Genomic DNA, 19,394 nt, shown 5'->3' with positions numbered 1-19,394 from the left:
GGCCTTGAGGACAGGAATGGCAGACACGGAAGTGGCGGAGAACATTGACTGGGGGCCGTTTGGACGCCCGCTGTTTGAGGATGCCGCCGCCCAAGCGCTCAGCCGGGTCGGAGTCATTGACGTTGGTTCGAACTCCGTGCGTCTCGTGGTGTTTGACGGGGCCGCACGGTCGCCCGCTTATTTCTACAACGAAAAGATCATGTGCGCCTTGGGTGCGGGGCTTTCGCAAACCGGACACCTCAACCCCGAAGGGCGCGTGCGTGCGCTCTCAGCGATCCGTCGTTTCGCAGCACTTGCCGACGGCATGGGGATCAGCCCGCTGACTGCCGTGGCGACCGCAGCAGTGCGCGAGGCAAGCGACGGTCAGGAGTTCCGAGAAGAAGTTCTGCGCGAAACCGGCATCAAGCTGTGGGTGATTGACGGCAAGGAAGAGGCGCGACTTTCCGCACAAGGCGTACTGCTGGGTTGGCCCGGGAGCTACGGGCTGATCTGCGATATCGGCGGTTCATCTATGGAGTTGGCCGACCTTGCCGAAGGCCGCGTGGGCCAACGCGTTACGTCGGCGCTTGGTCCGCTCAAGCTGCGCGAAATCAAAGGTGGGCGCAAAGCCATCAAAGCGCATGTCCGCGAGGTCATGGCAGAGCTGCACAACGATATGGGTAATGAAACCGGCATGCGGCTGTTTCTGGTCGGCGGGTCATGGCGCGCCATTGCACGCGTCGACATGGAGCGGCGTGGCTATCCGCTGACCGTTCTGCATGAGTACCGGATGACCGCGCGCCAGATCACCAAGACGGCCGAATACATCCGAAAGTCCGATCTGCAAGAACTGCGAGGGCGGTGCAACATCTCTGACAGCCGGATGTCGCTTGTGCCTTACGCGGCCATTGTCCTCAAGGAACTGATGCGGGCCTTCAAACCCAAGGATGTCGCCGTCTCGTCCTACGGTATTCGCGAAGGGATGCTGTATGAGCAGATGCCACGGGAATTGCGTGAGCGCGACCCGCTGGTCGAAGCGTGCCGCTTTGCCGAAAGTAAAGATGCGCGGATGCCGGGGTTCGGACGTATCCTGTATGATTTCGTCAAACCACTTTTCCCGCGCGCGAATTGGCAAAAGAAACGGATCATCAAAGCGGCCTGCCTGCTGCACGACGTCAGTTGGCGGGCGCATCCCGACTACCGGGCAGAGGTCACATTTGACAACGCGACACGCGCAAACCTCGGCGGTCTTAAACACTCCGAACGCGTCATGCTGGGTCTTGCGCTGATGAACCGCTACACCAACAAAACCAGCAACTCGCGCTTTGACCCACTCTTTGCCATGCTGAGCGAAGCGCAGATCAAAGAGGCCGAAGTTCTCGGCAAAGCCATGCGCCTCGGTGCGATGCTTTGGCTCACTGCCGAAGAGACCCCCGGAACGCTCAAGTGGAAGCCAAAGTCAGGCGAATTGATCCTGCGTCTGAGCAAGAACGCCAGACCGCTTTTCGGTGAGGTGGCAGAATCGCGCTTCGCGGCCCTGACGACTGCGCTGAATGCAAGCGGGACCGTCCATTTCAAGGACTAGCGCAGGCTAGAGCTCGACGTCGCCGGTGTCCGGATCAGGTTCCCAGATTGGGGCATCTGGCGATCTGCGGATGATGATATCGCCGTTGGGCAAAATCTCAGGCGCGTCGTAGTTGCGAATGTCGTCAACCGTATCAAGCAACTCAGCAAAGGCGGGACCGACTGCTTGCGCGAATTCGGCAAATGCCGGACCCAACTCATCAAGGCTCTGGCGCATCTCATCAAGGGCCGGTTCCATCTCGGACATGATGCCCCGCATGAAAAGCCGCGCACCCTCTTCCATCAGGCTGAAGCCTTCTTCGGTGTCGGTTGTGTCTTGCTCCTGCGCCAGCGCAGGCTGACCCGTGAGAGCGATAACCAGTGGTATGATTGCGATCTGTTTCATGCCCTTCAGATAGGGAGCACCCACGCCCATTTCAATTCGCAAGGTCAATATCGAGAATGACCGGGAAGTGGTCAGAAGCGGTCAGAAGCGCCTTTTGAAGGTCCGGGGCATTGTAGCAGTCAGGGTGGTTGTAGGGATGCCAGATATGCCATTCTGGGGCCTTCGCCCGCAGACCTGGGGACACCATGATGTAGTCCAGCAGCACCTCAAGAAAGGGCGATCCTTTGCGCTTGAACCGTGCCGTCGTCGGCGTGGGTCCCAATCGGCGGCTCAAAGCAAGATCAGCATGGGGATCATAAAGGCGCTTTTGCGCGCCTTCGCCCAAGACAATTTCGACCCCTGACCGGCCAAACAGCTTTTCGTATTCATCAAGCCCGGGCCCATCGTTGAAATCGCCCAGAACAATCAGGTCGTCACCATCATCAAGATGCTGGCTGACGCGCCGGCGCAGCCAGACGCACTGGGCCAATTGCTTGCGTCGGTTTTCGATAGAAATGCGTGTCGCCTCTTTCGCATTTGCCGCCCCATGTGGTGCTTTGGATTTCGCATGAACCCCGATCAGGCGCAGCGCGCCATCTGGCGTCGTGACAGCGACCTCAAGCGGGGGTTTCGACCAGACGATCTCTTCGGGTTTGGCGTCTATATCCACGTCCATCGGGAATGCGTGATCGAAGCGCGGAACATCCGCTGTCGCCTGCGGATCATGCCGGGCCTCCATGACGAAGGGGTCATACATCAGCGCGATTTCCTGCTGCGTGTCGTTGGCGAAGCCGGTCAGGATCGCTTTTGTTCGCAGATCAAAGGCTTCCGCGAAATTCGTCAGCGCGGTTCGGGCATTGCGCGTGGGACTGGTATCGGGGGCCTCGATCACCATCACAGCGTCAGCATTCATCGCGGCAAAAACAAGACCCAACGCTTCGATCTGCATGGCCTTCGTCACATTCCAGCGGGACGACCATGTGTCGTCAAAAACCAGCGCGCCTGAATCGTCAAAAAGCGTGTTGAACCATTCGACGTTGTAGGTCGCGATCCTCACGCGCCGCGACCGCTCTGGATTTCCTCCCAGGCGCGGTTGATGGCGACCATGCGCCGTTCCGCAAGTTTCACTGCCTCTTCGGGAACACCACGTGCCATCATCTGATCTGGATGGGTTTCGCGCACAAGCTGGCGCCAAGCGCGCCGGACCTGATCCATCGGGGCATCAGGTTCGACGCCCAGAACGTCGTAGGGGTCGCGATCGGCCTCTTGCACAAACAACGCGCGTGTCTTGCGAAACCGACGTTCATCAAAGCCGAAAATCCGCGCCACTTCGTGAAGAAAGTCATCCTCTTTCGGGTGATAAACCCCGTCGGCAAGTGCAATATGGAAAAGGCCTTCTAGCAGGTCGCAAAGTGGCCGGTCATCTGCACCATACATCGCCTTGATCCTGCGGGCGTAGATGTCGAAACCCGCAACGTCCTGCCGTGCGAGGTTGAAGACCCGCGCGGCGTTGGCCTCTTCTTCAGGCGGGATTAGGAAGACCTCGCGAAAGGCCACCACCTCATCTTTGGTCACACGGCCGTCCGCTTTGGCCATCTTGGCCCCAAGCGCGATGACGGCAATCGTGAAGCCGACCGAGCGGTCGGGATCACCACGTAGCCTCTCAAACACCTCCGAGAGGCTTTCGCCACTCGCAAGGGCGGAAATTGCCTCTGCAATGCGCGACCAAATCGACATAAATCAGCCCCTTCAGAGCATTTTCTGCATCAAAACCAGATCAATCCAACGCCCGAATTTGAACCCCACTTCCGGCAAGGTTGCAACCGTGCGGAACCCGCAGGCGGCGTGAAAGGCCACTGCACCGCGGTTTTCGACGCTGCATCCGGCAAAAAGCGAATGATACCCCGCCGCCTTTGCCGCATCGCAAGTGGCCCCCATCAATGCGCGCCCGCCGCCCCTGCCCCGCCCGTCCGGGTGCAGCAAAATCGTGTGTTCACCAGTGTGGCGATAGCCCTCTCCTCCACGGAATTGAAAGAAACGGGCAAAGCCGAGGACCCTGCCCCCGTCGTTCCAGACCAGACAATGCTTTGCACAGAGATCGGCCACCTCGCTGACTGATTTTTCGACCGGATTGAACGTGATGGTCGTGTTGCGGATCGCGTCGTTCCAGATGTCGGCAATCTGTGCTGCATCCTCGGGGGTTGCGGATCGGATCGTCATAGCGTGCGCAGTCCTGACGGTGTAACAAACGTGGCACGCATCCCGAACGCACCTTCTTCCAGAGTGACCCGCTCATCAGCCAGATCCATCATTTCTGACAGCCGCCCCATTTCAGGGTGCTTCACCGAGAGGCTGACCAATCGGCAACCGCTGTCGCTCAACTGGTCAGAGGGGTGCACAACACCTTGCCCCCAAGCAATCAGCGTCGGAAACGCGCCCTGAAAGGGCAACGCCCCATCATCAGGTACGGTGATTTGCCACTCCAGATCACCACGGGTCAGTGCACGCGGGGACCCCGCCTCAGGCGGCGCCTTGGCGACAGCACTTTCAAGATCGTCCGTCTGACATATCCAGTTTGCGAGTCGCGGCGGCCCGCTGAAGTGATCAAGGCCGAACCATGAGTGACCCGCCTCCGGTGTCGCCTCCGGATCGATGGCAATCACTTCAAGGTAGAGACCATCAGCCAATCCCAGCAACGTGTTGTGCGTGCCGTAGCGGGCATGCTGACCGCCCGGTTGCAGCTTTACGTTCAGGCGTTCCTCGACCCAAGCCGTGCCTTCTGAAAGGTCAGTGCAGGCAATGGCGACGTGGTCAAGTTTCAGCATCACGGGATCCAATCATTGGCACGGTTTCGCGCAAATAAACATCAGATCGCACCAACCGCAATTCCATGGCCGCGCCCAACCCTCCCCGGTGGGCGCGGCCAATCACAAGGGGCAGCTTAGCTGCGCGCCTCGCGGATGAGTCCAAGGATATCTTCGGCGGCCTTGGGAATATTCGTCCCCGGCCCAAAGATTGCCTTGACCCCATTGTCATAAAGGAATTGGTAATCCTGCTGCGGAATGACACCACCGCAGATCACGATGATATCTTCTGCACCGGCATCCTTCAGCGCCTGCACCAGTTTAGGCGCCAGTGTCTTGTGCCCTGCAGCCTGAGAGGAAATCCCGATCACATGCACATCGTTGTCGATGGCATCCTGCGCGGCCTCGTCTGGTGTCTGAAACAGCGGCCCCACATCGACATCAAACCCGATGTCGGCAAAGGCGGTCGCAATCACCTTGGCACCACGGTCGTGGCCGTCCTGCCCCATCTTCACAACCAGCATGCGCGGACGGCGACCTTCATCCTCGGCAAATTTCTCGACCGATTGCTGGATGGCTGCGAAGCCCTCGTCACCCTCATAGGCCGCACCATAGACGCCTGCCAGAGTTTTCACTTCGGCGCGATGCCGTCCGAATGATTTTTCCATGGCCATGCTGATCTCTCCGACTGTGGCACGGGCGCGAGACGCCTCGACTGCGGCTTCCAAAAGATTGCCGCCTTCATTGGCGCGGCGGGTGAGTTCTGCGAGGGAGGCCTGACATGCGTCTTCGTCACGCTCAGCCTTCGTGCGTTCGATGCGGGCAACCTGCGCCTCACGCACTTTCGCGTTGTCGATATCAAGGATATCGATCGGGTCTTCCTTGTCTTTGCGATACTTGTTCACACCGACGATGACTTCGGTGCCACGATCGATATCGGCCTGACGACGGGCGGCTGTTTCCTCGATCCGGAGCTTTGGCATGCCAGAGGCGACGGCCTTGGTCATGCCACCCATCTCCTCGACTTCCTCAATCAGCTTCCATGCGGCCTCGGCCAGATCATGGGTCAGCTTCTCGACGTAGTAGGACCCTGCCAGCGGATCGACCACATTGGTGACACCCGTTTCCTCTTGCAGGATCAACTGCGTGTTGCGGGCGATACGAGCGCTGAATTCGGTCGGCAGCGCAATCGCTTCGTCCAGCGCGTTGGTGTGCAGCGACTGCGTGCCACCAAGCACTGCGCTCATCGCCTCATAGGCAGTGCGGATGACGTTGTTGTAAGGGTCCTGTTCCTGCAAAGACACGCCAGACGTCTGACAATGGGTGCGCAGCATTGAAGATTTCGGGTTCTTGGGCTCGAATTCCGCCATGATGCGCGACCACAAGAGGCGCGCGGCGCGCAGCTTGGCGGCTTCCATGAAGAAGTTCATGCCGATGGCGAAAAAGAAACTCAGCCGTCCGGCGAACTTGTCGACATCCATGCCACGGGCGATCGCGGTGCGGACATATTCGCGGCCATCTGCCAACGTGTAGGCCAGCTCTTGTACGAGGTTCGCACCAGCCTCTTGCATATGGTAGCCGGAGATCGAGATCGAGTTGAATTTCGGCATCTCGTTGCTGGTGTATTCAATGATATCCGCAATGATCCGCATCGAAGGTTCTGGTGGATAGACGTAAGTGTTACGCACCATGAATTCTTTAAGGATGTCGTTCTGGATCGTGCCTGAGAGGACCGATTTGTCGTGACCCTGTTCCTCGCCCGCGACAATGAAATTGGCGAGAATCGGAATAACCGCCCCGTTCATCGTCATCGATACCGAAACTTTGTCGAGCGGGATTCCGTCAAAGAGAATTTTCATATCCTCGACACTGTCAATCGCGACACCGGCCTTGCCCACATCGCCTTCAACGCGCGGGTGATCACTGTCATAGCCGCGGTGGGTTGCCAGATCGAAAGCGACCGAGACGCCCTGCTGACCTGCGGCAAGCGCCTTGCGATAAAACGCGTTGGACTCTTCGGCTGTCGAAAACCCTGCATACTGGCGGATTGTCCAGGGACGGCCCGCATACATCGTGGCCTTCACACCGCGCGTGTAAGGAGCCTCACCCGGAATACCACCAAGATGCGGCAGCCCGTCGGTGTCATCAGCGGTATAAAGCGGCTGGACCGGAATGCCCTCAAGCGTATCCCATGTCAGCGCCTCAAGCGGCTTGCCACGCAGTTCTTTCTTGGCAATCTCTTCCCAGGTTTTCTTGTCAGACATTGGCACCTCCGGTGGGATACATGAAAAAGTTATCAACGATATGGCACTGCCCCTTAGCATTCGTGCGGGGCGGCTCTATATCGTCAGGTATGAAGACGTTGATGATTTCCGGGCTGTTCGCAGCCGTTCTTGCATTCGGGGCCGCGCCCCTTTCAGCCGAGGAGCACCTTGGCACGACCGAAGTCGCCGAAGGCGAAACGCTCAGCGTGCTCGAACGCTGGCAGGCCGCACCGACGACTATTTTTGATGCGGCCGAAATCGATCCGGTCGAGTTGGAATGGGTGCTGCGCCCACTTGTGGTCTTTGCTGACACGCCAAACGATCCACGATTTCGCCAGCAGATGGACCTGCTCATGGCAGACATCGACCAGTTGGGCGAACGCGACGTGATCCTGATCACAGACACCGACCCATCGGCCGCCTCTGCTTTGCGGACACAATTGCGCCCGCGTGGATACATGATGGCACTTGTGGCCAAGGACGGACGGGTTGCGTTGCGCAAGCCTTCACCTTGGAGCGTACGCGAGTTGTCGCGCTCCATCGACAAGATGCCGTTACGCCAGCAGGAAATCGCAGACCGCCGTATGGTGCAACCGTAGCGCCTATTCATTGGATGCTCGTTTGCGCGCTATCAAAACACGCGCTCCGATAAACAGAAGCGCCACAAGAAGCAGCGTGGCGGGTAGTTGGGCCATTGCGCGTGATAGGATCAACCCCGTGCACATGATCGTAATGGCGAAGGTAAAAGCAAAACCGTTCAGCCAGTCCCCACCGGTGAATTGCACCCCTGAAAAACGGGGATAGATCACCCCGAAGACAAAGGCGCCCAAAAGCATCGGCAGAAGGATCACAAGGCCGACAAAACCGGTCATCGAAAGTGCCAAATCGCGCGACATCACGAACTGGAACGCTGTTATGTAAGCTGCATAAGCGACGATCAGGCCACAAACGAATGCACCGGTATATGTCAGCCAATCCCGCAAGTTATTCGAACTCCATGATAACATCATCGACCGCCAGGCTGTCGCCGGGACCTGCATTGATCTTTTTCACGACACCCTTGCGTTCAGCGCGCAGGATATTCTCCATTTTCATGGCTTCCACGGTGCAGAGCGCCTGACCTTCCTGCACTTCGTCCCCTTCGGCCACGTCGATCTTCACGATCAGACCCGGCATCGGGCAAAGAAGTTGCTTGGAGGTATCAGGCGGCAGTTTCTCCGGCATAAGAGCGGCCAGTTCAGCTTGACGCGGGGTGCGCACATGCACCTTCACGTCTGCACCACGGTAGCGCACACGGAAACCGCCAGAGATCTTACCGATCTTCATCACCAAAGGCGAGCCATCCACAGTCATGCGTGCAAGCGGTTGGCCCGGCGCCCAATCACCCTCAACGCGCAGTGCACGATCACCGACATGGACGTCGGCCCCGTTATGGTCCGCCTTGATCTTGATATCGTGACTGTCGCCTTGAAGTGTGACCACCCAATCTTCACCGACATGACGTTCGTGGTTGTCCATGCGGCCCGAGACCCGGGTGCGGCGGATTTCGGCGACGCGGTGCATGGCCGCAGCAGCAGCCGCCACCCGTTCACACTCCGCTGCATCAAGCGTGACCCCTTCGAAACCTTCGGGATATTCCTCTTCGATGAAGGCGGTCGTCATATCACCATTGATGAACTTCTCATGGTCGTAAACGGCTGCCAGGAATGGCAGGTTGTGCCCGATGCCTTCCAACTCGAACCCGTCAAGCGCCAAGCGCATTTCTTCAATGGCTGCGGCGCGGTCAGGCGCCCAGGTACAAAGCTTGGCGATCATCGGGTCGTAATACATGCTGATCTCGCCGCCCTCATAGACGCCGGTGTCATTGCGCACCGCGTTCTGGCCGACAGGCGCATCTGCTTCATGCCACTTTCCGGTCTCAGCCAGCGGCCCGGCAGCAATCTCGACAGGCGGACGATAGCGGGTGAGACGGCCGATTGACGGCAGGAAGTTGCGGTATGGGTCTTCGGCGTAAAGGCGGCTTTCCATGGCCCAACCGTTGATCTTGAGGTCAGACTGCGCGAACGGCAGCTTCTCCCCCGCCGCAACGCGGATCATCTGTTCGACCAGATCGACACCCGTGATCAGTTCGGTCACAGGGTGTTCCACCTGCAGACGGGTGTTCATCTCAAGGAAGTAGAAATTCCGCTCGCCATCGACGATGAATTCGACCGTACCGGCGCTGGTGTAGCCTACGGCCTGTGCCAAGGCGCAAGACTGTTCCCCCATCGCCTTACGTGTGGCCTCGTCGAGGAAGGGGCTCGGCGCCTCTTCAATGACTTTCTGGTTGCGGCGCTGGATCGAGCATTCACGTTCATGCAGGTAAACCGCATTGCCGTGGCTGTCGCAAAGCACCTGAATTTCGATGTGACGCGGCTGTGTGACGAACTTCTCGATAAAGATACGGTCATCACCAAAGCTATTGGCCGCCTCGTTCTTGGACGACTGGAAGCCCTCGCGCGCCTCATCATCATTCCATGCAATCCGCATACCTTTGCCGCCACCACCGGCAGAGGCCTTGATCATCACCGGATAGCCGATCTCGTTGGAGATTTTCACAGCTTCATCGGCATCCTCGATCAGACCCATGTAGCCCGGGACGGTCGACACGTTGGCGTCCTGCGCGATTTTCTTGGACGTGATCTTGTCGCCCATCGCCTCGATCGCACCCTTTGGTGGCCCGATGAAGGCTACGCCAGCAGCCTCAAGCGCATCGGCAAATTTTGGGTTCTCGGACAGGAAGCCGTAGCCGGGGTGAACAGCCTCCGCACCGGTGTCCTTGATGGCCTGCATGACCTTGTCGATCACGATATAGGACTGGTTTGCTGGGGACGGGCCAATGTGCACGGCTTCATCGGCCATCTTCACGTGCAGCGCATTGCGGTCGGCATCTGAATAGATCGCGACCGTCTGGATGCCCATCTTGCGCGCTGTCTTAATGACGCGGCAGGCAATTTCACCACGGTTGGCGATCAGGATTTTCTTGAACATGGTCTTTCGTCCCCAAAACAAAAAACCGCCCCCGAAGCAAAGCTCCGGCGACGGTTTCGAGATGTTGTGCGCCCCTGACGAGGCGCGAGATTTCTTAGTTTATTGGCAAGCGCGGACGCCAGCGTCGTCACAGAAGACGCCTGCGGCAGCACCGGCGAGCATGGAGCCAGTCTGGTCAGTGCCCAGAAGCTCTGATGCGACGAGGCCCGCACCGGCGCCTGCGACAGCGCGTTCGGTGTCATTGTCGAGGCACCCGGCCAGACCGAAGATGGCAACTGTCGCAATGATGAGTGATGTTTTCTGCATATTTCTCTGCCCATTGTTGTATCGTAAGGCACACGCCCAAATGCGCTGCCTGTGCGCAGAACACTAACGCGTTCGGGATGATATCCAATAGCAAGAAGACCGACGCGCGAATTTACGCGCAAATGAGCGGTCGGTCTGCTTGGTGAGCAAGCAGACCGATCAAGGGAAGGGTAACGATTTAGAGTGTCTGGGGCTGATCGCTTGCTGGATCGATCTGCCTTGATATTCATCTTGGCGTAATATTGATGACTTGCCAACAGTTTTTTGAACGCAAAATAAACGTAAGCGGTATCCCGCTGAACCGCAGACGCGTTCTGACCATGGTTCGCGACTGCAATCATTGCTCGAAAACCTCGGGAAAATTCCGCGATGCGACGTCAACGTCGATCTGCAGCATTGCCTCATAGCTTTCAGGATCAAACGGGTCTTCGGCGGGCACGACCTCACGCCCGAACAGCCAGCTCAACCGGCCTGCGTCAAGATTGCCGCGCACGAATGGTTCGTCTCCGAAGTGCTGCCACAACGCCAACATAAAGCCAGCATCCGCCCGCTTATCTGCTGGCCGCCTGTCAGGATAGCGCACACGCTCCGTCAGTTTTGTCGCGCCATCCTTGTTGGCGCGCCGCAGCACGAACTGGAAGTCCGTGCCGGGCAACCGACCTGGGAAGCCGCGATGCTTTTCCATGTAAGGCAGGTTTGCCATATCAGGCGGTCCTTAAAGCGGGATGTTGTCGTGCTTCTTCCAAGGCACATGCACCTTTTTGGTGCGCAACGATGCAAAGGCCCGGCAAACGCGCTTGCGTGTTGAATGCGGCATAATCACTTCATCAATGACGCCCTTCTCAGCGGCGACAAACGGATTGGCGAAGCGGTCCTCGTAGTCCTTTGTATGTCTTGCGATCTTGTCTGGATCGCCAAGATCGGCGCGATGGATGATCTCGGTTGCGCCTTTCGCACCCATCACCGCAATCTCGGACGTTGGCCACGCATAGTTGAAATCACCCTGCAGGTGCTTTGAGGCCATCACCACATAAGCACCACCATAGGCCTTGCGGGTAATCACAGTGACCTTTGGCACCGTCGCCTCGCCATAGGCATAAAGCAGCTTGGCACCATGCTTGATGACGCCACCGTATTCCTGGCTGGTTCCCGGCAGGAAGCCCGGAACATCCACAAGCGAGAGGATCGGAATTTCGAAGGCATCGCAGAAACGGACGAACCGTGCCGCTTTGCGTGAGCTGTCGATGTCGAGACAGCCCGCCAGCACCATCGGCTGGTTGGCCACGACACCAACCGTCTGCCCTTCCAGACGGATAAAGCCTGTGAGGATATTCTTGGCGAATTCCTCCTGAATTTCGTAGAAGTCACCCTCGTCCGCGATCTTGGTGATCAGCTCTTTCATGTCGTATGGCGTGTTCGGATTGTCCGGCACGAGCGTGTCGAGACTGTCTTCCACACGGTTCACGTCATCAAAGAACGGGCGCACGGGCGGCTTCTGCTGGTTGTTCAGCGGCAGGAAGTCGATCAGGCGACGAACCTCAGCCAGTGCCTCCACATCATTTTCAAAGGCGGCGTCTGCGACAGATGATTTCTTGGTGTGGGTCGAGGCACCACCCAGTTCTTCTGCTGTCACCTGTTCGTTGGTGACCGTCTTCACCACGTCAGGACCGGTGACGAACATGTAAGAGCTGTCTTTGACCATAAAGATAAAGTCAGTCATCGCAGGCGAATAAACCGCACCGCCCGCGCACGGGCCCATGATCAGGCTGATCTGCGGGACAACACCTGATGCGGTGATATTGCGCTGGAAGACCTCGCCGTATGCCGCAAGGCTGGCCACGCCTTCTTGAATCCGCGCACCACCTGAGTCGTTGATCCCGATAATCGGTGCCCCGTTCTGGACAGCCATATCCATGATCTTGCAGATTTTCTGACCATGGGTTTCAGACACCGAACCCCCCATGACGGTAAAATCCTGTGAGAACACATAGACCAGACGGCCGTTGATGGTTCCCCATCCCGTGACGACGCCGTCACCGGCGGGGCGGTGCTTTTCCATACCGAAATCATGGCTGCGGTGTGCGACGAACATGTCGAATTCTTCGAAGCTGCCGTCATCAAGCAAAAGCTCGATCCGCTCCCGCGCTGTCAGCTTTCCTTTGCTGTGCTGGGCTGCGATCCGCTTTTCCCCGCCACCCAGACGGGCCGCTTCGCGCCGCGCCTCAAGTTCCTGCAATACATCCATGAGATCACACCTTCGTTCTTTGCTATCTTTCACCTACGCGGATGAGAGGCATAACAAAAGGATGAAGTCGTAAATTTGCAAACTATTGGATTTGCTGGCTGCAGTATTTGCAAACTTGCAAATGAGAGAGGCAAATGTGCGCGCAAGCACGATAGACAGCCTGCGGAATTCAAACTAAATCTGGTCCATGACTACGCGCCCAATGGTCCGCTTTCTGGACCGCACCACACCTCCGCACATTCTGACACTTGTGTTGATCACAGGGTTGTCTGCGCTGAGCATGTCTATTTTCCTGCCGTCGCTGACGGCTATGACAGACTATTTCCAGACGGACTATGCGATTATGCAAATCGCGCTGTCAGGCTATCTGGCAGCGACTGCCATTCTTCAGGTGTTCATCGGACCAATCTCCGACCGCTACGGGCGAAGGGTTATGGTTCTGGGGTCTATCGCCATCTTCGTGGTGGCCACGCTTGGCGCGATGCTTGCCACGACCATCGAGGTTTTCCTTTTCTTCAGGATACTACAGGCAGCCGTTGCCACCTCCATGGCGCTGGGGCGCGCAATCGTGCGCGACATCGTCCCACAGGATGAAGCCGCCTCAATGATCGGCTATGTCACGATGGGCATGGCCATTGTCCCGATGGTTGGCCCGATGATCGGCGGCGGGTTGGAGCAGGCATTTGGCTGGCAGGCGACATTTCTATTCCTCGCAATGGCTGGCCTCGCGACTCTCTCTCTGGTGTTTGTTGATTTGGGCGAGACCGTTCAGGGCGAAGGGACGAGTTTCCGCGATCAGTTTAAAACCTACCCTGAGTTGCTGAGCTCTCCGCGGTTCTGGGGCTACGTCCTGTGTTCGGCTTTCGCCTCTGGTGGGTTTTTCGCTTTGTTGGGCGGCACATCGTTTGTTGCGGATTCTATTTTTGGCTTAAGCCCCCTTTGGAGCGGTATTGCCCTTGGTACACCAGCTATCGGGTATGCATTCGGAAACTTCCTCTCGGGGCGGTTTTCGGTGCGCTACGGGATCAACCGCATGGCGATTGTCGGCAGTCTTGTCCTGATTTTCGGGATGGGCAGTTCGCTCCTGCTGACGCTTTCGGGTGTGAGCCATCCTCTCGCGTTTTTCGGCTTTTGCGTGTTCCTCGGCACCGGCAACGGAATTGTTTTGCCGAACGTCATGGCCGGATCCATTTCTGTGCGCCCTCATCTTGCTGGCACAGCCAGCGGACTTGGTGGTGCAATCATGATCGGCGGTGGCGCAGCGCTCTCTCAGCTGGCTGGCGCGGTTCTCACTGTTGAGACTGGGACACTGCCACTGCAGATCATCATGTTTGCAACATCCATCCTGTCGTTGCTTTCAGTGCTGTTTGTGATCTGGCGGGAAAAACGGCTCACTTGACCTGCGTTATTTGCAAGGGCTAATGATGCACTGCAAAACTGCAAAGGCGCGTCATGGCGGTACAAAAACTTTACGCCGGAGCCAAGCTGCGCGAACTGCGCGGGCGGCTTTCACTGACACAGAAAGCATTCGCTGATAAGCTCGGCATATCGCTGCCCTATCTCAATCAGATGGAAAACAACAACCGCCCGGTTTCAACGGCGGTCGTTCTCGGGCTTGCGCAGGAATTCGGTTTTGACGTGACAGAGTTGCAGACCGGCGACGAAGCTCGGCTCGTCAGTGATATGCGCGAGGCGCTTGCCGACCCCATTTTCACAGGCCCTGCTCCTGCTCTTGCCGATTTGCGACTGGCCGCAGCCAATGCACCCTCACTGGCGCGGGCGTTCCTCGATCTTCATGCCGGTTACCGGCAGACCCATGAAAGGCTTGCCTCACTTGACGAAGCGCTTGGACGCGAGGATGCGCGGTTGCAGCCAAGCCCGTGGGAGGAGGTGCGCGACTTCTTTCACTACTGCGACAACTACATCGACGCCGTTGACCGAAGCGCCGAACGTTTTGCCCAGCGCTGTATGCCAGGCATGCCGATCATGGAACACGCAAGGCAGACCCTCGCGGGTGACGGGGTAAAGGTCGTCTTTGCCGAAGGCGACGCCATCAGGCATTACGATGCGGCACAAAAAACCCTGACGATTTCCCAGCACGCAACCGAAGCGACCCAGACCTTCCAGACACTTTTGCAGGTCGCACTGATCATTCAGGACCAGCTTCTGGAAGCGACACTCGATCTGGCCCGCTTCCAGTCGGATGAAGCCCGCGCAATCGCCAAGGTGGGTCTGGCAAACTACTTTGCCGGGGCAGCCTTGATGCCCTATCAGGCCTTTCTGAAGGCGGCTCAGGACTGTCGGCACGATCTCGAAGTCTTGTCCCGCCAATTCGGTGCCTCTCTTGAACAGGTGGCCCATCGGCTTTCGACCATGCAGCGCCCGGGTGAGAAAGGCATTCCCTTCTTCTTTGTGCGTGTCGATCAGGCGGGAACGATCACAAAACGCCACTCAGCAACGACACTCCAATTCGCCCGATATGGCGGTGCCTGCCCTCTCTGGAATGTCCATCAGGCGTTCGAATTGCCAGGACAGTTCTTGCGGCAGCTCGCCGAGACGCCTGACGGGGCAAGGTATTTCTGCCTCGCACGAGACGTCAGCAAGTCAGGTGGTGCCTATCATACGCCAACGCGGCGCTATGCGATCGGGCTTGGCTGCGAGGTAAGACACGCAGGCGCGCTGGTCTATGCCGACCACATGGATATCCATTCAGCAGAGGCCTATGCCCCGATCGGAATTTCCTGCCGGATTTGCGAGCGGCGAAATTGCCACCAAAGGTCGGTTCCCCCGCTTGAGCGGCAATTGCGCGTTGACCCTGATACACGCGGCCTATTGCCCTATCAGCTTGACTAGATTGCCAAATCGGGGTCCTCTGATGGGACAGCGCGGGGAGGACGACCAATCATGGAACTTAGCGGAACACGCACAATCGCAGCAGACGTCGATACCGTCTGGTCCCACCTTAATGACCCCGAAACGCTCAAGGTCTGCATCCCAGGCTGTGAGGAACTCACGGGTTCGCCAGAAGATGGATTTGCAGCCGTCGTCAAGCAGAAGGTTGGCCCCGTGAAAGCAACTTTCAAAGGTGAAGTGCAACTCGAAAACATCGTACCCGGCAAAAGCTACACGATCACCGGTGAGGGCAAAGGCGGTGTGGCGGGCTTTGCCAAAGGCGGGGCCGATGTCGTGCTGACCCCTGTCGAAGAGGGGACAGAGCTGTCCTATCAGGTTGACGCCAAAGTCGGCGGCAAGCTGGCGCAGCTTGGCAACAGGATCATCGGCGGATTCGCCCGCAAGATGGCGGACGAATTCTTCGAGCGTTTCCAGAACCGGGTTGAGGGCAACACACCCGAAAGCTAGGTGGCGTTCAACGCGGCGCTGATCTGATCTTTCAGGTGCATGCGCTGCTTGCGCATCTCTGTCATATGCAGATCGTCCGTCGGCTCCACATCCGTTTCAGCGCGGTGAATGGCGCGATTGATCACATGATACTCATCGTAAAGCCGTGCAAAATGCGCGTCGTTTTCCTTGAGCGCATGCATTGCATCGACCATGTCCGGAAATTCCTCGATCAGTTCGTGGGGGGTGTGGGACATTCTTCGCGTTCCTTCCTGTTCTAGATAGGCCCAGTCTAGTCGCTCGGTCGGCGGCAGGCTTTGACGCGGATCAAATTGCGGGTGGCAATTTCTAGCGCTGCTCAGTTTCCCACGCGGGATGTATCCATGGTTGGTCATTGGCTGGAGGGAGCGGGTTCCTTTGCAGGATGTGATCTGCAGCCTTCTCGCCCACCATGAGGGACGGTCCGTTGGTGTTGCCATTGGTCACACGCGGGAAGATCGAACTATCGGCGACGCGCAGCCCCTCGACACCGATGACGCGGCATTCGGGATCGACCACGGCCATCGGGTCATCCCGGTCGCCCATCTTGCAGGTGCCGCAGGGGTGATAGGCGCTTTCGGCGTGTTCGCGGATGAAGGCGTCAAGCTCGTCGTCTGTCTGCGCCGCGTCGCCCGGCTGAATTTCGCGACCGCGGAATTCGTCGAAGGCGGGTTGCGCGAAGATTTCGCGGGTCAGGCGGATGCAGGTGCGGAAGTCTTCCCAATCTTCGGGGTGGGACATGTAATTGAATTCGATCTTCGGATGATCGGTCGGGTCGGCAGAGCGCAGCGTAACCTGCCCGCGTGATTTCGACCGCATCGGGCCGACATGGGCCTGAAAACCGTGCCCGTCGGGCGCAACCTTGCCGTCGTAGCTGACCGCGATGGGCAGGAAGTGGAACTGGATATCGGGATACTTCACCCCCGCCTTGGAGCGGATGAAGCCGCAGCTTTCGAACTGGTTGGAACTGCCCAGACCGGTTTTCCAGAGCAGCCATTCCGCGCCGATCCGCGCCTTGCCACGCAGGTTCCAGTATTGGAAGAGCGTCACAGGCTTGGTTGCGGCCTGCTGTATGTAAAGCTCAAGGTGGTCCTGAAGGTTCCGGCCGACACCCGGGCGGTCGGCGACAACCTCGACCCCGTGTTCGGCAAGGTGTTTGGCTGGCCCGATGCCGGATAGCATCAGCAGTTTCGGCGAATTAAGCGATGAGGCGGCGATGATCACCTCTTTGTTGGCCTTGACGACCTCGATCTTGCTGCCGCGGCTGACCTCGACACCTGTGGCGCGACCATCCTCGATGATGATGCGGCGGGCCAGCGCCCGCGTGATGGTACAGTTGGGCCGCTTCAGCGCAGGCCGCAGATAGGCGGTGGCCGCAGACCAGCGATAGCCTTTGTAGATCGTCGCATCGAAGGGGCCGAAGCCTTCCTGCTTTTCACCATTGTAGTCCTCGGTCACCTGATAGCCTGCCTGCCGCCCTGCCTCGACAAAGGCGCGGGTCAGCGGGTTCTTGCGGGGGCCGCGTGTGACGTGCAGCGGGCCGTCCTTGCCGCGCCATTCCGGATCGCCGCCGTGGCCGCTATCGTGCCAATGCTCCATCCGTTTGAAGTAGGGCAGCACATCGGCGTAGGACCAACCATGTGCCCCGCTTTCGGCCCAATGATCAAAATCGCAGGCATGACCGCGCACATAGATCATCCCGTTGATTGACGACGACCCGCCGATAACCTTGCCGCGCGGCGTGACCAACTGGCGACCACCCAGATGCGGCTCTGGTTCCGACTTCATACCCCAGTCGTACTGCTTCATGTTCATCGGATAGGACAGCGCGGCAGGCATCTGGATCAGGGGTCCGACGTCGGTGCCGCCGTATTCAATGACCAGCACCTGCTTGCCCGCTTCGGCCAGACGGTAGGCGATGGCGCAGCCTGCCGAGCCTGCCCCCACGATGACATAATCGGCCTGCATCAGAAGGGCGCCTCCAGATCGCCAGTGCGGACGTAGACGCCTTTGATCTGGCTGTAATGCTCGATCGCCGCTTTGGAGTTCTCGCGGCCAACGCCGGACTGTTTGGAGCCGCCGAACGGGGCCTCGACGGGTGCGTCATTGTAGGTGTTGATATAGCAGGTGCCTGCCTCGAACCCTGCCGCCATGCGGTGCGCGCGGGAGAGATCACGGGTAAAGACGCCAGCCGAGAGGCCGAATTCGGTGTCATTGGCGCGGGCGAGCGCCTCTTCCTCGGTGTCGAAATCGAGGACGGACATGACAGGGCCGAAGATTTCCTCACGCGCGATGGTCATATCGTCGGTCACATCGGCAAAGACGGTCGGCTCTAGGAAGAAGCCCGCCATGTCGGGACGTTTGCCGCCACAGACAAGGCGCGCACCTTCTGCGATGCCTTTGGCGATGTAGCCCTCCACGATGCCGAGCTGCTTTTCCGAGACCATCGGACCGAAGTTGACCTCAGGGTCTTGCGGATCGCCCAGTTTGACGCCCTGCAGACGTTCGGCGAGGCGGGTGAGAAAAGCCTCCTTGATGCCCTTTTGCACAAAGACCCGCGTGCCGTTCGAGCAGACCTGACCGGAGGAGTAGAAGTTTCCGAGGATCGCGCCGGAGACTGCGTTTTCGATATCTGCATCGTCGAAGATCACCAGCGGGGATTTGCCCCCAAGCTCCATTGTCACATGGCGGATGCCTTCGGCGGCGGCCGCATAGACCTTTTTGCCCGTTGGCACCGATCCGGTGAGCGAGACCTTGTCGACGCGGCTGTCGGTAATCAGAGAGGCACCCACGGGACCGTAGCCTTGGATGACGTTGTAGACGCCCGCCGGGGCGCCCGCCTCGTGCAGGATCTCGGCGACTTTCAGGGCGCAGAGCGGTGTGGTTTCCGAAGGCTTGAAGACCATCGTGTTGCCGCAAGCCAGCGCGGGCGCACCTTTCCAGCAGGCGATTTGCGTAGGGTAGTTCCAAGCGCCAATGCCGACGCATAGGCCCAGCGGCTCGCGGCGGGTGTAGACAAAGTCCTCGCCCAGCTGGATATGCTCGCCTGTAATCGCGGCGGCAAGCCCGCCGAAGTATTCAAGACTGTCGGCCCCCGAGGTTGCATCGACCACGGACGTTTCCTGATAGGGTTTACCGGTGTCGTAAGTTTCCAGCACCGACAGGTCATGATTGCGTTCACGCATGATCTGGGCGGCACGGCGCAGGATGCGGCCCCGCTCGGTGCCCGTCATGGCAGCCCATTCCTTTTCGGCGGCATGGGCAGCAGCAAGCGCCTGTTCGACGATTGCGGGCGTCGCGGAATAGACCGTCGCGATCACCTCGCCGGTGGCAGGGTAGATGACGGGGATTTCTTCGCCCGATGTGTCTTCGACGTATTGGCCATCAATGAAATGGCTGGCGGTGGGCTGTGTTTTCATAGTCTGGATGCCTCCGGCGGG

At 58.5% G+C, this 19,394-nt stretch carries 19 protein-coding genes; 5 read left to right on the top strand and 14 right to left on the bottom strand.

The genetic code is table 11. The annotated features are described in order from the left end of the window. The first annotated feature begins 16 nt into the window (after positions 1-16). Positions 17-1,564: a Ppx/GppA family phosphatase gene (locus tag BM316_RS02900; RefSeq protein WP_090203759.1), complete on the top strand. Its 1,548-nt coding sequence runs from the start codon at positions 17-19 to the stop codon at positions 1,562-1,564. Between the two features lie 6 nt (positions 1,565-1,570). Here the strand turns inward: BM316_RS02900 and BM316_RS02895 are convergent, their stop codons facing one another. From BM316_RS02895 to scpA, 6 genes are all read right to left on the bottom strand, one after another. After that, positions 1,571-1,948: an AAA+ family ATPase gene (locus BM316_RS02895; protein WP_090207421.1), complete on the bottom strand. Its 378-nt coding sequence runs from the start codon at positions 1,946-1,948 to the stop codon at positions 1,571-1,573. A 31-nt stretch (positions 1,949-1,979) separates the two neighbouring features. After that, positions 1,980-2,984, bottom strand: coding sequence for an endonuclease/exonuclease/phosphatase family protein (locus tag BM316_RS02890; protein WP_090203756.1), 1,005 nt, complete (start codon positions 2,982-2,984; stop codon positions 1,980-1,982). Further along, a complete protein-coding gene (locus BM316_RS02885; protein WP_090203753.1) occupies positions 2,981-3,664 on the bottom strand; it encodes a molecular chaperone DjiA in 684 nt (227 codons plus the stop codon). Before BM316_RS02885 ends, BM316_RS02890 begins: the two co-directional genes overlap by 4 nt. Before the next feature lie 12 nt (positions 3,665-3,676). Continuing rightward, positions 3,677-4,147: a GNAT family N-acetyltransferase gene (locus BM316_RS02880; protein ID WP_090203750.1), complete on the bottom strand. Its 471-nt coding sequence runs from the start codon at positions 4,145-4,147 to the stop codon at positions 3,677-3,679. Beyond that, entirely contained in the window at positions 4,144-4,752 is a 609-nt protein-coding gene (locus BM316_RS02875; RefSeq protein ID WP_090203748.1) for a VOC family protein, read from the bottom strand. The genes BM316_RS02880 and BM316_RS02875 overlap by 4 nt, the downstream gene beginning before the upstream one ends. A gap of 116 nt (positions 4,753-4,868) precedes the next feature. Beyond that, on the bottom strand, positions 4,869-6,995 hold the full coding sequence (gene scpA, locus BM316_RS02870) for a methylmalonyl-CoA mutase (protein ID WP_090203745.1): 2,127 nt from the start codon (positions 6,993-6,995) through the stop codon (positions 4,869-4,871). Positions 6,996-7,084: 89 nt separating this feature from the next. Here scpA and BM316_RS02865 point away from each other — a divergent pair, with 89 nt between their 5' ends. Beyond that, positions 7,085-7,594: a DUF4174 domain-containing protein gene (locus tag BM316_RS02865; protein WP_165606529.1), complete on the top strand. Its 510-nt coding sequence runs from the start codon at positions 7,085-7,087 to the stop codon at positions 7,592-7,594. Between the two features lie 3 nt (positions 7,595-7,597). On the opposite strand, the gene BM316_RS02860 is transcribed toward BM316_RS02865, so the two are convergent. The 5 genes from BM316_RS02860 to BM316_RS02840 form a co-directional block, all read right to left on the bottom strand. Beyond that, positions 7,598-8,005, bottom strand: a complete 408-nt coding sequence (locus tag BM316_RS02860) for a hypothetical protein (RefSeq protein ID WP_131802534.1) — start codon at positions 8,003-8,005, stop codon at positions 7,598-7,600. After that, positions 7,980-10,025 carry an acetyl-CoA carboxylase biotin carboxylase subunit gene (locus tag BM316_RS02855; protein WP_090203739.1) on the bottom strand — a complete coding sequence of 682 codons (2,046 nt, stop codon included), beginning with the start codon at positions 10,023-10,025 and terminating at the stop codon, positions 7,980-7,982. Before BM316_RS02855 ends, BM316_RS02860 begins: the two co-directional genes overlap by 26 nt. Positions 10,026-10,124: 99 nt before the next feature. Beyond that, positions 10,125-10,331 (bottom strand): hypothetical protein, encoded by a 207-nt coding sequence (locus BM316_RS02850; protein WP_090203736.1) that lies wholly within the window; start codon positions 10,329-10,331, stop codon positions 10,125-10,127. 337 nt (positions 10,332-10,668) lie between these two features. Further along, a complete protein-coding gene (locus BM316_RS02845; protein WP_207493655.1) occupies positions 10,669-11,016 on the bottom strand; it encodes a hypothetical protein in 348 nt (115 codons plus the stop codon). A gap of 30 nt (positions 11,017-11,046) precedes the next feature. After that, on the bottom strand, positions 11,047-12,576 hold the full coding sequence (locus BM316_RS02840; protein WP_090203732.1) for an acyl-CoA carboxylase subunit beta: 1,530 nt from the start codon (positions 12,574-12,576) through the stop codon (positions 11,047-11,049). Between the two features lie 187 nt (positions 12,577-12,763). Between BM316_RS02840 and BM316_RS02835 the strand changes: the two genes are divergently transcribed. Genes BM316_RS02835 through BM316_RS02825 form a run of 3 tightly spaced genes read left to right on the top strand, consistent with a single transcriptional unit; the run spans position 12,764 to position 15,936 of the window. Continuing rightward, on the top strand, positions 12,764-13,975 hold the full coding sequence (locus tag BM316_RS02835) for a multidrug effflux MFS transporter (protein WP_090203729.1): 1,212 nt from the start codon (positions 12,764-12,766) through the stop codon (positions 13,973-13,975). A gap of 53 nt (positions 13,976-14,028) precedes the next feature. After that, the gene (locus BM316_RS02830; RefSeq protein WP_090203726.1) at positions 14,029-15,429 is read left to right on the top strand and encodes a helix-turn-helix domain-containing protein; all 1,401 of its coding nucleotides are present in this window, start codon (positions 14,029-14,031) and stop codon (positions 15,427-15,429) included. 51 nt (positions 15,430-15,480) lie between these two features. Then, positions 15,481-15,936, top strand: a complete 456-nt coding sequence (locus tag BM316_RS02825; RefSeq protein WP_090203723.1) for an SRPBCC family protein — start codon at positions 15,481-15,483, stop codon at positions 15,934-15,936. Here BM316_RS02825 and BM316_RS02820 read toward each other — a convergent pair. From BM316_RS02820 to betB, 3 genes are all read right to left on the bottom strand, one after another. Continuing rightward, positions 15,933-16,172, bottom strand: a complete 240-nt coding sequence (locus BM316_RS02820) for an HP1242/YdcH family protein (RefSeq protein ID WP_090203720.1) — start codon at positions 16,170-16,172, stop codon at positions 15,933-15,935. The genes BM316_RS02825 and BM316_RS02820 overlap by 4 nt on opposite strands. Positions 16,173-16,263: 91 nt before the next feature. Next, positions 16,264-17,922: a choline dehydrogenase gene (betA, locus tag BM316_RS02815; protein ID WP_090203717.1), complete on the bottom strand. Its 1,659-nt coding sequence runs from the start codon at positions 17,920-17,922 to the stop codon at positions 16,264-16,266. After that, on the bottom strand, positions 17,922-19,373 hold the full coding sequence (betB, locus tag BM316_RS02810) for a betaine-aldehyde dehydrogenase (protein WP_090203713.1): 1,452 nt from the start codon (positions 19,371-19,373) through the stop codon (positions 17,922-17,924). Before betB ends, betA begins: the two co-directional genes overlap by 1 nt. Between the last annotated feature and the right edge of the window lie 21 nt (positions 19,374-19,394).

This window comes from Yoonia litorea (assembly GCF_900114675.1).
Lineage (GTDB): Bacteria > Pseudomonadota > Alphaproteobacteria > Rhodobacterales > Rhodobacteraceae > Yoonia > Yoonia litorea.
The sequence above is the reverse complement of the archived record's forward strand: the minus strand, read 5'-3'. Positions and strand labels throughout refer to the sequence as shown.